This is a genomic window from Streptomyces sp. 351MFTsu5.1 (assembly GCF_000383655.1).
GTDB classification, from domain to species: domain Bacteria; phylum Actinomycetota; class Actinomycetes; order Streptomycetales; family Streptomycetaceae; genus Streptomyces; species Streptomyces griseorubiginosus.
In genome coordinates, this window is sequence record NZ_KB911780.1 from 267,181 (window position 1) to 281,143 (window position 13,963).

Below are 13,963 nucleotides of genomic sequence, written 5' to 3' on the forward strand. Positions count from 1 at the left end.
CGTCTACAGCAGTCCTGCCTCGGCCAGGAAGCTGCCCACCCGCTCCACCTCGTCCTCCGACAAGGGCACCTGAGGCTCCGCCGTCGCCGGGCACGCGATCACGCCCCGCAGGTGCAGCGCCGCCTTGAACGCGCCCAGCGCCGACGAGGACGCGCCCATACGGGCCGGGTCGCCCACGCCCACCATGCCGAACAGGGCGCACAGCCGCTCCTGTTCGGCCCGCGCCCCCTCCAGGTCGCCCGCGCGGAACAGCCGGTCCAGGCGGACGTACCCCTCGGGGTCGACGTTGGCGAGACCGGGCACCGCCCCGTCCGCGCCCACGGCGAGGGCCGCGTCGACGAAGGCCTCGGAGCCGGTCAGGACGCTGAAGCCGGTGATGTCGGAGCGGCCGCGGGCGCCGGCTGCGACCGTGCGGAAGCCGGCCAGGTCACCGCTGGAGTCCTTGAGCCCGGCCAGGACGCCCTCGGCGGCCAGATCCAGCACGAGGTCCGCGGGGAGCTTGGTGTGCACGCCTGTCGGCAGGTCGTAGGCGAGGACGGGAACCGGGCTGCCTGCCGCGACCAGCCGGTAGTGGCGGGCGATCTCCGCCGGGTGGGTGCGGGTGTAGAAGGGGGCCGTGACGACGACCGCGTCGGCGCCCGCCGCGGTGACCGCCCGCACATGGTCCAGGACCCGGGCCGTCGTCATGTCGATCACCCCGGCCAGCACCGGGAGTTGGCCCCCGACACGCCCGGTCACCGTCTCGACCACCAGCCTGCGCTGGGCGTCGGTCAGGAAGGCCGCCTCGGACGAGGTGCCGAGCACGAACAGTCCGTGCACCCCGCCCGCGACCAGATGGTCGACGAGCGCGAGCAGCGAGGGCACGTCCACCTCGCGGTCCGGTGTCAGGGGCGTGCAGACGGGCGGGACGACACCGGTCAGCGGGGCGGGAAAGGTCATCGGGGCTCCTCGGGATCGGCCGTCCACCGATCTTCCCGCACAGGACGAGGGGGCGCCGACCCCTGTACGGCGCCCCCCGGTTCCGGGCCGTCCTTCTACTGCACCTGCTGGTACGTCTTGTCCGTGTCGGAGTCGTAGATCAGCTTGCCGTTCCTGTCGTAGCCCTTGACGTGCGGGTTCCTGGTGACCTGCTCGTTCAGCGTGCCCCCGGCGACGAACCAGCCGTGGTCGAGGACGGCCTGACCGCTGGAGTCGCCGTAGGAGACGGTCACCTTGGCCACCGTGGGTTCGACCGTGCCGATGAGGCCCCAGCCGAACGGCAGCTTCCAGTGGCCCTTGTCGATGAAGGACTGCTGGTAGAGCTTGCCGCTGTTGATGTCGGCCAGCACGGGCGGGGAGTCCGGCAGACGGTCGTTGCCGGTGCTGATGTTGGCGCCGACGGCTTTGCCGTCCTTGATGTTGCACATCAGCCGCGTCTGAACCGGCTTCTCCTTCACCGCGACCACCCAGATGCCGTCACCGGGCGCGTTGGAGTCGCCGGTGCTGTTCAGCGCCAGGATGATCCGGTACTCCTGGGCCTTGCCCAGGTCCGGGCTGTGGGACCCGGCCTCGGTGGTCTCCCGGTTGTACGCCAGGCACTTGTCCAGCCCGTCCACGGCCTGAGCCAGTGTGATCCCGTCCCGCAGCTGTCCCGCCGTCGCCGGTCCGGCAGGCCCACTGGGTGTGGGGGACGGGGTGGGGGAGGGCGTGGACGTGGACGTGGGGCTCGTGGACGCCGCGGCGGGTGTCGTCTCCGCCGCCCCCGCTCCCGAGCCGCCCAGCGTGATCGCCGCCACCGGCACCGCGGCCAGCGTCACCAGGGCCGCCCCGGCCAGCACCATCCGCCGGCGCCGCTCGGCCACGCCCTGGCGGCGGATCTGCGGGTACGGCACCGACGAGGGCCGGATCGTGTAGGCGTCCTCGCTGAGCAGCTCCCGCAGTTGCTCCTCGAAGTCCCGCTCCCCTTCGCTCATCCCGCTCATCTCGTGCCTCCCTGCGGGGCGCGGTCCATGACCTGCGCGAGCCCCGGATACGTACGCAACTTCGCCAGTCCCTTGGACGCCTGGCTCTTGACCGTGCCCTGCGAGCAGCCGAGCACCTCGGCGACCTCCGCCTCCGACAGGTCCTCCCAGTAGCGCATGACGACCACGGCCCGCTGCCGGGGCGGCAGTTGGGCCAGGGCGGCCATCAGCGCCCCGCGTTCGTCGACCCGGGCCACCGCCTCCTCCCGGCCCGCCCGCTCCGGTGGCGCGTCCGTCAGCGACTCCTTGACCCGCCGCTTGCGGAAGCGGTCGCTGTTGCACGTGACGAGCATCCGCCGGACGTACGCCTCCGGGTTGTCGCTGCCCGACACGCGCCGCCAGGAGCGGTACGCCTTCGCCAGCGCCGTCTGCGTCAGGTCCTCGGCATGGTGTGCGTCGCCGGTGAGCAGATAGGCGGTCCGCACGAGGTGCGACCATCTCGCTCTGACGAATTCCTGGAACCGATCCTCTTGTTCGGCCTGCATCAAGCACCCTCCCTCGCCCCTCAGACCACAGGACGAGCGGATTCGGTTGCCCGTGCGACGGTGGCGGGTTCGAATGTCTCCATGAATGGGTGGGACGAACAGGCGCCGGGCATCCTCCGGTTGCCGTCCGGGCGTCTGGTGCGGGGCCGTGGCCTGCGGCACCCGCTGGATCCGGCCGCGCAGACCCCGTCGTACGGCGTCTATCTGCTCGGCGGCACCCCTCCCGAGGTCCCCTGGGACTCGCTCTGGCTGCGCTGGCCGGACTTCCGGCTGCCCGCGGACCGTGCGCAGGCTCGCGCTGTGCTCACCGAGGTCTGGCGGCGGTCGGCCGGCGAACGGGTGGAGCTCGCGTGCGGGGGAGGCAGGGGCCGCACCGGAACGGCCCTCGCCTGTCTGGCGGTTCTGGACGGGGTGCCCGCCGCGGAGGCCGTGGCGTACGTCCGGTCGCACTACGACCGGCGGGCGGTGGAGACCCCCTGGCAGCGCCGGTACGTCCGGCGCTTCTGAGCCGTCAGCCCAGCGCGCCGGCGACCACCGCGGCCGCGTCGGCGACCAGGGCGTCGTCGCGTACGGCGTCCGGCTCGCGCAGGGTCGACAGCACGGACAGGACGACCGGGTCGCCGTCCTCGGTCCACACGACACCCACGTCGTTGGCGGTGCCGTAGGAGCCGCTGCCCGTCTTGTCGGCGATCGTCCACGTCTTCGGCAGGCCCGCGTGGAAGCGGTTCACGCTGGTCGTGTTGGACAGCAGCCAGTGCGTGAGCAGCTCCCGGTCCCGTCGGTTCAGGGCGTCGCCGAGGACCAGCCGGCCGTAGGTGCGGCCGATGGCGTACGGGCTCGTCGTGTCCGTACGCCGCCACGGCTCGGCGGTGTTGAGCTCGGGCTCCCAGCGGTCCAGGCGGGTCGTCCGGTCGCCGAGGGAACGGGCGAAGCGGGTGATCGCCGTGGGGCCGCCGAGTTCGCGCAGGAGCAGGTTGCCGGCCGTGTTGTCGCTGTAGGTGATGGCCACCTCGGCGAGTTCGGCGATCGTCATGCCCTCGGCGAGGTGTGCGGCCGTCTGGTCCGAGCCCGGGATCACCAGGTCGTCCTCGGTGTAGTGGACGCGGCGGGCGAGCACCTCCCCGTGCCGGTCCAGGTCGCGCAGGACGGCCGCGGCGGCGAGGGTCTTGAACAGCGAGCACATCGGGAACAGCTCGTCGGCGCGGAAGCGGACGGACCGCTTGGTCGAGAGGCGGTGGGCGAAGACGCCGAGCCGGGCGTCGTACCGCTGCTCCAGTGCGCGCAGGCGGGCGGCGACGTCGTCGTCGGCATGCGCGGCCGACGTGGTCGTACTGGTCAGGAACGTGGCTGTGCCGACGGCCAGGAGCGTGCGGCGGGACAGCTTTCCGGAGCCTAAGATCTCGCTCTCCTTCGTACGGGGACAGATGTCGATCTCTCCCATGACCGACGCCGACGGCCGTCCCTTGGTTGCACGGCCGTGACCCCTCAGCGGCAGTAGGTGTCCCGGGCCGGGCGCACCCCCGTCGCCAGGAAACGGGACACCGTCGCGTCGCCGCACGCGGTGCCGTTGCCGAGGTAGGCGTCATGGCCGGTGGAGTCGTTGACGACCATCACGGCCCGTCGGCCGAGCGCCTCGCGGAGCTTCAGGGCGCCGCTGAGCGGGGTGGCGGGATCCCGTTCGTTCTGCACCATCAGGATGTTGGAGGGGCCCCGGTCGGTGACGTGCACCGGTGCCTCCTGCGGCTCCCACGGCCAGGCGGTGCACGGCATGGCGTTCCTCGGCATGCCCCCGGTCAGCGGGAACGCGGCACGGCTCTTCGCCACGTCCTCGCGGTAGGTGTCCGGGTCGCTCGGCCAGTCGACGTCGTTGCAGATGGTGGCCGCGGCGACGGCGGTGACGTTCTGGAGGACGGCCTCGGGCGGCCCGGCGGGGGCGGGTGGCAGCGTGCCCTGGTGTGCGGCGAGGATCAGCCGGGCGAGCGCCGGGTAGTCGTCGGGGTCGTAGAAGGAGTCGAGCATCGTCTGGCGCAGGACGTTGCCGTTCAGCTCGTCGGGGTTGGCGCCCGGCCAGGGGATCGGCTCGCGGTCGAGACGGGCGGCGAGCTTCAGGAACAGGGGGCGCACCTCGGCGGCCGTGTCGGCGAGGCGGTCCGGATTGCCGGGCGCGGAGGCCCACTTGGCGAACTCCGGGAAGTTGTCCTCGGCGCCCCGCTCGAACGCGGCGAGCCAGGCGCGCTCCGCGAGCACGGGGTCCGGGTTGTCGTTGCTGTCCAGGACGACCCGGTCGGTGCGGTGCGGGAACAGCTGGAGGTAGGCGTCGGCGACATAGGTGCCGTACGAGACGCCCCACAGGGACACCTCGCGCTCGCCGAGCGCGGCGCGGACGCGGTCGAGGTCGCGGGCCTCGTTGAGGGTGCTGATGTGCCGGATCAGTTCGCCGCCGTTGCGGGCGCAGGCCTCGGCCAGGCGCTTGCCCGCGGCCATGTTCGCGTCGACGGAGACGTCCGCCGCGGGCCAGGGCAGCAGGGTCGTCCGGGCCAGGTCCCGGTGCTGGAGACCGCAGTCGACGGCGGTCGAGGGCGCCATGCCGCGGGGCGCGAACCCGACGAGGTCATAGGCCTCGCGGACCTTCTTCGGCAGCCGCTGCCCCTTCTCGGAGGGGTCGTTCATGCTGTCGCCGCCGGGTCCGCCGGGGACCAGCAGCAGGGCACCGCGCCGGGCGGCGGGCCTCTCGGCGGGGATCCGGGAGACGGCGATCTCGATCTTCGGGCCGTCCGGGTCGGCGTAGTCCATGGGCACGGCGACGGTCGCGCACCGTTGGCGCGGATCGAGACCGCTGCCCTCGCACTTGGTCCATGTCAGCGCCTGGGGTCCGGGAGCCGCCGAGGCGGACAGCGGGGTCATGACACCGAACACGACACCGGAGGCGGCGGCGATCAGGGCGAGGCTCTTCGTCACCGGCTGCATCTGCTTCGTCTGCTTCATGCGAGGAGCCTCGCGGACCGTGCGCCGGCGTCCCATCCGGTCAACTGCCGGGTTCTCCGGGGGGTTTACCCCCGGTCGGGTGGGGCGTCGGCGAGGCGTCGCGGGATATTCGGCAGAGGTTTTCGAAAAGCCTGCTCGAACACGGTGGTGCAGCCAAATAATCCGACCGTGAGAAAGGAGGAGTGAAACCCGAAAAGGCGGGGGAGTTCCGTGTAATCGGAGTCTGGAGGTAATCGGTGGCGAAAATGCCCGTGGGTTCGTACGTCGTGGACACCCGGACCGGGAAGGTCGGCGTCGTGATGGGGCACGAGGGGCCGTACGTCCAGCTCAGGCCCTGTGGCGGCGGCAGGGAATGGGACGCGGCGCCGGACGCGGTACGGGAAGCCACCCCCGTCGAGCAGCCCACGGTCAGCGCGTCCGTACCGGCCACTCCAGCATCCGCCCCTCGAAAAGACGGGGAATCCGGGGGACGCAGGTCACCGGGGTCCCCTTCTCCAGTGCCTCGCACAGATCCGCGAGCATGAGATCCATGCGCGGCCACAGCATGCGGTACCCGGGATCACCGAACGAGATTTCCCCGATTTCCCCCGCGTGGTGCGGCCGGTGGTCCACGAACAACAGATCCCCGGAGATGTTCCGCGCGAGGGGAACCCACCGGACATCGGCCGTCCGGCCGACGACCAGATCCTCCTCGCCCTCCTCGCGGGCGTCCGCCACCATCGCGACGAGATCCCGGTGCGCCTCCAGGATCCCGTCCACGCCCAGCAGGCTGTAACCGAGGAGAAAGGCGCCGGGTTCGGTACTCGCCCGCCGCATGACGACCCCGTCGTGCAGCCCCAGCGTCGCCCGCACGTCGTCGTGCACGGCGAAACCGAGCCCGTCCGCCAGCCGCCCGAGCCCACCCTCCGCACAGCCCGGCCGCAGGCTCGCGTGGTCCGCGGGCGCGTGCGCGCCGAGCCAGTCCGTGAAGCGCCGCCACAGGTCGACGAGACCAGGTGTTCCGTATGTCATGGGCCCTGTGTACCGGACCGCGCCAGGCAGGGCTCCGGGTGGGCGAGAATGGGCTCATGCATCTGTTCCGCGACGACGCCATCGTGCTGCGCACCCGGACGCCGGGTGAGGCGGACCGGATCGGCGCCCACGGGGGTGGGCGATGAGTCTCTTCCGGGACGACGGGATCGTCCTGCGCACCCAGAAGCTCGGGGAAGCGGACCGGATCATCACCCTCCTCACCCGGGGACACGGGCGGGTGCGGGCCGTGGCCCGCGGGGTGCGGCGCACCAAGTCCAAGTTCGGCGCCCGGCTCGAACCCTTCTCCCACGTCGACGTGCAGTTCTTCGCGCGCGGGAGCGAGCTGGTGGGCCGCGGGCTGCCGCTGTGCACCCAGAGCGAGACCATCGCGCCGTACGGCGGCGGGATCGTCTCCGACTACGCCCGGTACACCGCCGGGACGGCCATGCTGGAGACCGCCGAGCGCTTCACGGACCACGAGGGCGAGCCCGCCGTCCAGCAGTACCTGCTGCTCGTGGGGGCCCTGCGGACCCTCGCCCGGGGTGAGCACGCCCCGCACCTCGTTCTCGACGCCTTCCTGCTGCGCTCGCTCGCGGTGAACGGCTACGCGCCCAGCTTCAGCGACTGCGCGAAGTGCGGGATGTCCGGGCCGAACCGCTTCTTCTCGGTGGCCGCCGGAGGCTCCGTCTGCGTGGACTGCCGGGTGCCCGGCAGCGTCGTACCCTCACCACAGACCCTGGAACTCCTCGCCGCGCTGCTTACGGGAGACTGGGAGACCGCGGACGCGAGCGAACCGCGACACGTCCGGGAGGGCAGCGGCCTGGTGTCCGCCTACCTGCACTGGCATCTGGAGCGCGGGCTGAGATCCCTGCGCTACGTAGAGAAGCAACCCTGAGAGGGAGACGAGAACCACCATGGTCGTACGCGGGATCCTCGGTCGTCAGCGCCGCGAGTACCGGGCGCCGGAACCGCACCCGTCCGGCGCCCGGGCGCCCAAGCTCCCCGGTGAGCTGATCCCCGAGCACGTGGCGATCGTCATGGACGGCAACGGCCGCTGGGCGAAGGAGCGCGGGCTGCCCCGCACCGAGGGGCACAAGGTCGGCGCCGAGCGGGTCCTCGACGTGCTCCAGGGCGCGATCGAGGCCGGGGTGAAGAACATCTCGCTCTACGCCTTCTCCACCGAGAACTGGAAGCGCTCGCCCGACGAGGTGCGCTTCCTCATGAACTTCAACCGCGACTTCATCCGCAAGACCCGCGACCAGCTCGACGAGCTCGGCATCCGGGTGCGCTGGGTGGGCCGGATGCCCAAGCTGTGGAAGTCGGTCGCCAAGGAGCTCCAGGTCGCCCAGGAGCAGACCAAGGGGAATGACAAGCTCACCCTGTACTTCTGCATGAACTACGGCGGCCGGGCCGAGATCGCCGATGCCGCGCAGGCCCTCGCCGAGGACGTGAAGGCGGGCCGGCTCGACCCCTCCAAGGTCACCGAGAAGACCCTGGCGAAGTACCTGTACTACCCGGACATGCCCGACGTGGACCTGTTCCTGCGGCCCAGTGGCGAGCAGCGCACCTCCAACTACCTGCTCTGGCAGAGCGCGTACGCCGAGATGGTCTTCCAGGACGTCCTGTGGCCCGACTTCGACCGCCGTGACCTGTGGCGGGCGTGCGTCGAGTTCGCCTCCCGGGACCGCCGCTTCGGCGGGGCCGTCCCGAACGAGGAGCTGCTCGCGATGGAGGAAGCGATGAAGGGCGACCCGGAGGCCTGAGCCCCCGAGCCGCCCCGCACCTTTCAGGCGGTCAGCTCGTCGTCACCGCCGTGTCGTCGACCACGAAGCTCGTCTGGAGCGAGGAGTCCTCGACCCCGGTGAACTTCAGGGTCACCGTCTGACCGGCGAAGGCCGACAGGCTGAAGGACTTCTGGACATAGCCGCTGGCCGCGTTGAGGTTCGAGTACGTGGCCAGGGTCGTCGACCCGGCGGTCACCGTCAGCTTGTCGTACTGCGTGCTGGTGGTGGTCTCCGCCGTGTCGATGTGCAGGTAGAAGGTGAACGTGGTCCCGGTGCAGCCGCTCGGGACCGTCACCGACTGGGAGAGCGTGTCGGTGTGGGTGGAGCCGTAGCCGTCCAGCCACGCCTTGTAGGAGCCGGTACGGGCGGCCTGGCCGCTGGCGTTGGTGATCACTCCGCTGGACGCGGTCCAGGTCGTGTTGCCCGATTCGAAGCCCTGGTTGCCGAGCAGCTGTGTCGAGGTGCAGCTGCCGCCGCCGGACGCGTTCACGGTCCAGGTGAAGGACGCCGTGCCCGTCGCCCCCGTGCTGTCCGTCACCGTGACCGTGGTGCTGTAGGTCCCGGCCGTGGTCGGGGTGCCGGAGATCAGGCCGCTGGAGCTGCTGATCGACAGCCCGGTGGGCAGTCCGGAGGCCGCGTAGGTCAGTGCGCCACTGTTGGTGCTGCTCGCGCTGATCTGGAGGCTCACGGCCGTCCCGACCGTGCTGGTCCGGCTGCCCGGGTTGGTCACCGTCACGCCGGTCGACGGCACGGTGATGTGGCCGCCGACGTTGATGCCCGCGAAGGCGTTGCCGACCCCGGCGTACTGCGTGGAGCTGGTGCCGTACAGGGCGGCGGCCGCGTTCAGGGCGGCGGTGCGGGCCCCGGCGTAGTTGGTGCTGGACGTCATGTACGTCGTCAGCGCCTTGTACCAGATCTGGAGGGCGGCGGCCCGGCCGATGCCGGCGACGGCGACCCCGTCGGAGGTCGTGCTGGTGTAGGTCACACCGTTGATGGTCTTGGTGCCGCTGCCCTCGGAGAGCAGGTAGAACATGTGGTTCGCGGGCCCGGACGAGTAGTGCACGTCGAGGTTGCCGACCCCCGAGTACCAGCTGTCCGCCGAGCCGCCGTCCTTGCTGGGCTTGTCCATGTAGCGCAGCGGCGTGCCGTCGCCGTTGATGTCGATCTTCTCGCCGATGAGGTAGTCACCGACGTCGGAGGAGTTGTTGGCGTAGAACTCCACGCCGGTGCCGAAGATGTCGGAGGTGGCTTCGTTCAACCCGCCGGACTCACCGGTGTAGTTGAGCCCCGCCGTGTTGGAGGTGACGCCGTGGCTCATCTCGTGGCCGGCCACGTCCAGCGAGGTCAGCGCGTGCGTGCCGCCCGAGCCGTCGCCGTAGGTCATGCAGAAGCAGTCGTCGTCCCAGAAGGCGTTGACGTACGCCGAGCTGTAGTGGACGCGGCTGTAGGCGGCCACCCCGTCGTTCTTGATGCCGCTGCGGCCGAAGGTGTTCTTGTAGAAGTCCCAGGTCTCCTGGGCGCCGTAGTGCGCGTCCACCCCGGCGGTCTGGGTGTTGGAGCCGGAGCCGGTGCCCCAGGTGTCGTCGGCGTCGGTCATCAGGGTGCCGGTGCCCGACGTGCCGTTGTTGAGGCTGTACGTCTTGTGGCCGCCGCGGGTGGTGTCGTACAGCTGGTACGTCGAACCGGACAGCGTGGTGCTCAGGGGGACCGTGCCGCTGTACTGGCTGTTGCCGGTGCCGGTCTCCACGCCCTCGTAGCGGGAGAGTTCGGCGCCGGTCGTGGCGTCGGTGACGACGTGCAGCTTGCTGGGCGTGCCGTCGTCCTGGAAGCCGGAGACCACCGTCTCCCAGGCGAGCTTCGGGGTGCCCGAGCCGGCCCAGATCACCTTGCGGGCGCTCTGCGCGGCGGGGTTCTCGGCCTTGAGCGCCTTGGCGGTCCGCAGGGCCTTCGTCTGCGCTGCCGCCTTGCTGAACGTGGCAGTCGTGGACTTGACCGAGACGGTACGGCGGTTGTTGTTGAAGGTCGCGCCGAGCGTGCCCGTCGACTGTGCGGCCGGGGGCGTGTGCACGACCAGGTCGCCGCCGAGGACGGGCACGCCGTCGTAGGTGCGCTCATAACGGGTGTGCAGGGTGCCGTCGTTGTCCTTGACGACGTCCTTGACGACCAGTTTCTCCTTGGCACCGAGGCCGAGGGAGTCGGCGGTCGCCTCGACCTTGCCGGACGCGCTCCTGATCAGTGCCGTGCGCTGGGCCGGGGAGAGCTTGGCCTCAAGGCCTCCCGTGCGCAGCGGGCTGGGGTGCGGGGCGGCGGGGCCCGCGGCGGCGGGCACCGTCTGGACGCCTATGGCGAGGAGGGACGCGGCGGCCACCAGGGACGCGGCGACGGCTGATCTTCGTGGGGAGGGTCTCACTCGTACTCCTACTGCGACGACGGGGTGGAGGTGCCGTGCGGGAACTGCGTGAGAGCTGGAGGGAGCGTGGCACGGTTGTCCGGGTCATGTCATGCAAAGGAGTACGAGCCAAGGGTTATCCCTCGGCTCTGCTGTGTGTTTCCTGTCGGTCAGCCCTGGGCGGCGGCCGCGCAGTCGGCGCAGGTGCCGAAGATCTCCACGGTGTGCGCCACGTTGACATAGCCGTGCTCGGCGGCGATCGCGTCGGCCCACTTCTCGACAGCCGGGCCCTCCACCTCCACGGCCTTGCCGCAGACCCGGCAGACCAGGTGGTGATGGTGGTCGCCGGAGGAGCAGCGACGGTAGACGGACTCGCCGTCCGAGGTGCGCAGGACGTCCACCTCGCCCGCGTCGGCGAGGTTCTGGAGGGTGCGGTAGACCGTGGTCAGACCGACCGCGTCGCCCTTGTGCTTGAGCATGTCGTGCAGTTCCTGCGCGCTGCGGAACTCGTCGACCTCGTCGAGGGCCGCCGCCACGGCGGCCCGCTGCCGGGTGGCGCGGCCCTTCACGGGCGGTCCAGCGGTCGTCACGGGTTCCTCCTTCGTTCGGCTCCTGCCGGGCCATTGTGCCAGCCCGGCCTGTGCCGGGTCAGACGCCGGCCGTGCCCTCCGGTGCCCGAGTGGCCGGAATCGCACACTCGGCGGGGTCCCCGGCCGGCTGCCGGGCGGCCACCGCGCGGGCGCGGCGCCGGGCCAGCGGGGTGGCCAGGGCGGTCAGCAGAATGAACGCGGCGATGGTGAGCAGCACGATCGTCGCACCGGGCGGCACGTCCTGGTAGTACGAGGTGACGGTGCCGCCGATCGTCACCGTCACCCCGATCGCCACCGCGATCGCGAAGGTGGCCGCGAAGCTCCGGGTGAGCTGCTGGGCCGCCGCCACCGGCACCACCATCAGCGCGCTGACCAGCAGCAGTCCGACCACGCGCATGGCGACGGTCACCGTCACCGCGGCCGTGACCGCCGTCAGCAGGTTCAGCGCGCGCACCGGGAGACCGGTGACCCGGGCGAACTCCTCGTCCTGGCTGACCGCGAAGAGCTGCCGGCGCAGGCCCAGGGTGACCAGCACCACGAACGCGGCCAGTGCGCAGATCGCGGTCACGTCCGACTCGGAGACCGTGGACAGCGAACCGAACAGGTACGAGGTCAGGTTGGCGTTGGAGCCGCCGGGCGCGAGGTTGATGAACATCACGCCGCCCGCCATGCCGCCGTAGAAGAGCATCGCGAGGGCGATGTCACCCCGGGTCTTTCCGTACCAGCGGATCAGCTCCATGAGGACCGCGCCGAGCACCGAGACCAGGGTCGCCATCCACACCGGCGACCAGGACAGCAGGAAGCCGAGGCCGACGCCGGTCATCGCGACATGGCCGATGCCGTCGCCCATGAGGGCCTGGCGGCGCTGGACCAGGTAGATGCCGACCGCGGGGGCGGTGATGCCGACCAGGACGGCGGCGAGCAGGGCCCGCTGCATGAAGGCGTAGTCGAGGAGGTCCATCAGCTCAGCAGTCCTGTGCGCATCGGCTCGTGCTCGGGGGAGTGGGGGTGGACGTGGTCGTGGCCGGGCAGGGCATGCTGCCCGACCGCGCGCGGGGGAGGGCCGTCGTGCTGGACACAGCCGTCCCGCAGGACGACCGCCCGGTCGATCAGGGGCTCCAGCGGGCCGAGTTCGTGCAGCACGAGCAGGACCGTGGTGCCCTGCGCGACCTGTTCCTCCAGGGTGCGCGCCAGCACCTCCTGGCTGGCCAGGTCCACGCCCGCCATCGGCTCGTCCATGATCAGGAGTTCGGGTTCGGCGGCGAGCGCGCGGGCGATCAGGACGCGCTGGTGCTGGCCGCCGGAGAGGGCGTTGACGGAGTCCTTCGCGCGGTCCGCCATGCCGACCAGCTCCAGGGCCCGCCGTACGGCCTCGTGGTCGGCCTTGCGGAGCATCCCGAAGCGGGCGCGGGAGAGCCGCCCGGAGGAGACGATCTCGGTGACGGTCGCGGGGACCCCGCCGGCGGCCGTGGTGCGCTGCGGGACGTACCCCACCCGGGCCCAGTCGCGGAACCGGCCGCGCGGGGTGCCGAAGAGCTCGATCTCCCCGGCCGCCGTGGGGACTTGGCCGATGATCGTGCGGATCGCGGTCGACTTCCCGGAGCCGTTGGCCCCGAGCAGCGCGACGACCTCACCGCGCTCCACGGTGAGGTCGATGCCGCGCAGGACGGGCCGCGAGCCCAGGTCGGCGCGGACTCCGCGCAGAGAGATGACGGGCTCGGTCATGCCGTCCTCCGATGTCATTTCGCTCCCAGGGCGCTCTGCAGCGCCTTGAGGTTGGCTTCCTGGACCGAGAAGTAGTCCTTGCCGCGGGACTTGGCGGTGATGCCCTCGATCGGGTCGAGGACATCGGTCTTGAGTCCGGCGTCGGAGGCGATGGTCTTCGCGGTCTTGTCGCTGACGAGCGTCTCGTAGAACACGGTGGTGACGCCGTCGGCCTTCGCCATCGTCTCAAGGTCCTTGACGCGGTTGGCGCTGGGCTCCGACTCGGGGTCCAGGCCGTTGATGGCCTCCTCGGTGAGGCCGTAGCGCTCGGCGAGGTAGCCGAAGGCGGCGTGGGTGGTGATGAAGACCTTGGAGCCGGTGTGCGCGAGGCCGTCCTCGAACTTCGTGTTCAGGGCGTCGAGCTTCTTCACCAGGGCCGCGGTGTTGGCCTTGTAGTCGGCCGCGTGGTCCGGGTCGGCCTTCTCGAAGGCGGCGCCGACGCCCTGGGCGACCTGGGCGTACTTCACGGGGTCGAGCCAGATGTGGGGGTCCTTGCCGCCCGCTTCCTCGCCGTGCTCGTCGTCGTGCTCGGCCGCGTGGCCGCCGACCTCGTTGCCGTGCTCCTCCAGGGAGGTCAGCGTGGTCGCGTCGATCTTGGTCCTGATCCCGGACTGGGCGACCGCGTCGTCGACGGAGGGCTGGAGGTTCTTCAGGTAGAGGACCGCGTCGGACTCCTGGAGCTGCGCGGTCTGCTTGGCGCTGATCTCCAGGTCGTGCGGTTCCTGGCCGGGCTGGGTCAGGCTGGTGACGTGCACGTGGTCCCCGCCTATCTGCTCGGCGAGGAAGGCCATCGGGTAGAAGGACGCGACGACGTCGAACCTGCCGGTGTTCCCCGCGGCGGCGCTGTCGGTGGAGCAAGCGGAGAGGGCGGCGAGGGCACCGGCGGCGGCGACCGCGGGTATGAGGCGTCGTCGTACGTTCATGACAGTCATTTTCATCAAATATGGAAACGGTT

General features: G+C 71.0%; 15 protein-coding genes. 4 read left to right on the forward strand and 11 right to left on the reverse strand.

From position 1 onward, the window contains the following. Window positions 1–3: 3 nt before the first annotated feature. The 3 genes from H295_RS0115650 to H295_RS0115660 form a co-directional block, all read right to left on the reverse strand. Window positions 4–939, reverse strand: coding sequence for a dihydrodipicolinate synthase family protein (locus H295_RS0115650; RefSeq protein WP_020136274.1), 936 nt, complete (start codon window positions 937–939; stop codon window positions 4–6). A 95-nt stretch (window positions 940–1,034) separates the two neighbouring features. Beyond that, window positions 1,035–1,952 (reverse strand): hypothetical protein, encoded by a 918-nt coding sequence (locus H295_RS0115655; RefSeq protein ID WP_020136275.1) that lies wholly within the window; start codon window positions 1,950–1,952, stop codon window positions 1,035–1,037. A 5-nt stretch (window positions 1,953–1,957) separates the two neighbouring features. Continuing rightward, window positions 1,958–2,485, reverse strand: coding sequence for a SigE family RNA polymerase sigma factor (locus H295_RS0115660; protein WP_028809398.1), 528 nt, complete (start codon window positions 2,483–2,485; stop codon window positions 1,958–1,960). 81 nt (window positions 2,486–2,566) lie between these two features. Between H295_RS0115660 and H295_RS0115665 the strand changes: the two genes are divergently transcribed. Then, window positions 2,567–2,992, forward strand: coding sequence for a protein-tyrosine phosphatase family protein (locus H295_RS0115665; RefSeq protein WP_028809399.1), 426 nt, complete (start codon window positions 2,567–2,569; stop codon window positions 2,990–2,992). Window positions 2,993–2,996: 4 nt separating this feature from the next. Here the strand turns inward: H295_RS0115665 and bla are convergent, their stop codons facing one another. Beyond that, window positions 2,997–3,926, reverse strand: coding sequence for a class A beta-lactamase (bla, locus tag H295_RS0115670; RefSeq protein ID WP_020136278.1), 930 nt, complete (start codon window positions 3,924–3,926; stop codon window positions 2,997–2,999). Window positions 3,927–3,970: 44 nt separating this feature from the next. After that, window positions 3,971–5,452 (reverse strand): alpha/beta hydrolase, encoded by a 1,482-nt coding sequence (locus H295_RS0115675; RefSeq protein WP_106960862.1) that lies wholly within the window; start codon window positions 5,450–5,452, stop codon window positions 3,971–3,973. Window positions 5,453–5,715: 263 nt separating this feature from the next. Here H295_RS0115675 and H295_RS47940 point away from each other — a divergent pair, with 263 nt between their 5' ends. Beyond that, entirely contained in the window at window positions 5,716–5,994 is a 279-nt protein-coding gene (locus H295_RS47940) for a hypothetical protein (protein ID WP_078616665.1), read from the forward strand. On the opposite strand, the gene H295_RS43260 is transcribed toward H295_RS47940, so the two are convergent. Beyond that, window positions 5,879–6,481 carry a hypothetical protein gene (locus H295_RS43260; protein WP_020136280.1) on the reverse strand — a complete coding sequence of 201 codons (603 nt, stop codon included), beginning with the start codon at window positions 6,479–6,481 and terminating at the stop codon, window positions 5,879–5,881. The genes H295_RS47940 and H295_RS43260 overlap by 116 nt on opposite strands. 142 nt (window positions 6,482–6,623) lie before the next feature. Here H295_RS43260 and recO point away from each other — a divergent pair, with 142 nt between their 5' ends. Both recO and H295_RS0115695 read left to right on the forward strand, forming a co-directional pair. Continuing rightward, window positions 6,624–7,376, forward strand: a complete 753-nt coding sequence (gene recO / locus H295_RS0115690; protein ID WP_020136282.1) for a DNA repair protein RecO — start codon at window positions 6,624–6,626, stop codon at window positions 7,374–7,376. Window positions 7,377–7,395: 19 nt separating this feature from the next. Then, window positions 7,396–8,244, forward strand: a complete 849-nt coding sequence (locus tag H295_RS0115695; RefSeq protein WP_020136283.1) for an isoprenyl transferase — start codon at window positions 7,396–7,398, stop codon at window positions 8,242–8,244. 31 nt (window positions 8,245–8,275) lie between these two features. Here H295_RS0115695 and H295_RS0115700 read toward each other — a convergent pair whose 3' ends face one another. The 5 genes from H295_RS0115700 to H295_RS0115720 all read right to left on the reverse strand — a co-directional run bounded on the left by H295_RS0115700 (window position 8,276) and on the right by H295_RS0115720 (window position 13,931). Beyond that, window positions 8,276–10,675, reverse strand: coding sequence for a M4 family metallopeptidase (locus H295_RS0115700; protein WP_028809400.1), 2,400 nt, complete (start codon window positions 10,673–10,675; stop codon window positions 8,276–8,278). 149 nt (window positions 10,676–10,824) lie between these two features. After that, window positions 10,825–11,244: a Fur family transcriptional regulator gene (locus H295_RS0115705; RefSeq protein ID WP_028809401.1), complete on the reverse strand. Its 420-nt coding sequence runs from the start codon at window positions 11,242–11,244 to the stop codon at window positions 10,825–10,827. A 58-nt stretch (window positions 11,245–11,302) separates the two neighbouring features. Continuing rightward, entirely contained in the window at window positions 11,303–12,205 is a 903-nt protein-coding gene (locus H295_RS0115710) for a metal ABC transporter permease (RefSeq protein WP_020136286.1), read from the reverse strand. Next, window positions 12,205–12,987 (reverse strand): ATP-binding cassette domain-containing protein, encoded by a 783-nt coding sequence (locus H295_RS0115715; RefSeq protein WP_020136287.1) that lies wholly within the window; start codon window positions 12,985–12,987, stop codon window positions 12,205–12,207. Before H295_RS0115715 ends, H295_RS0115710 begins: the two co-directional genes overlap by 1 nt. Beyond that, window positions 12,984–13,931 (reverse strand): metal ABC transporter substrate-binding protein, encoded by a 948-nt coding sequence (locus tag H295_RS0115720; RefSeq protein ID WP_020136288.1) that lies wholly within the window; start codon window positions 13,929–13,931, stop codon window positions 12,984–12,986. The genes H295_RS0115715 and H295_RS0115720 overlap by 4 nt, the downstream gene beginning before the upstream one ends. Between the last annotated feature and the right edge of the window lie 32 nt (window positions 13,932–13,963).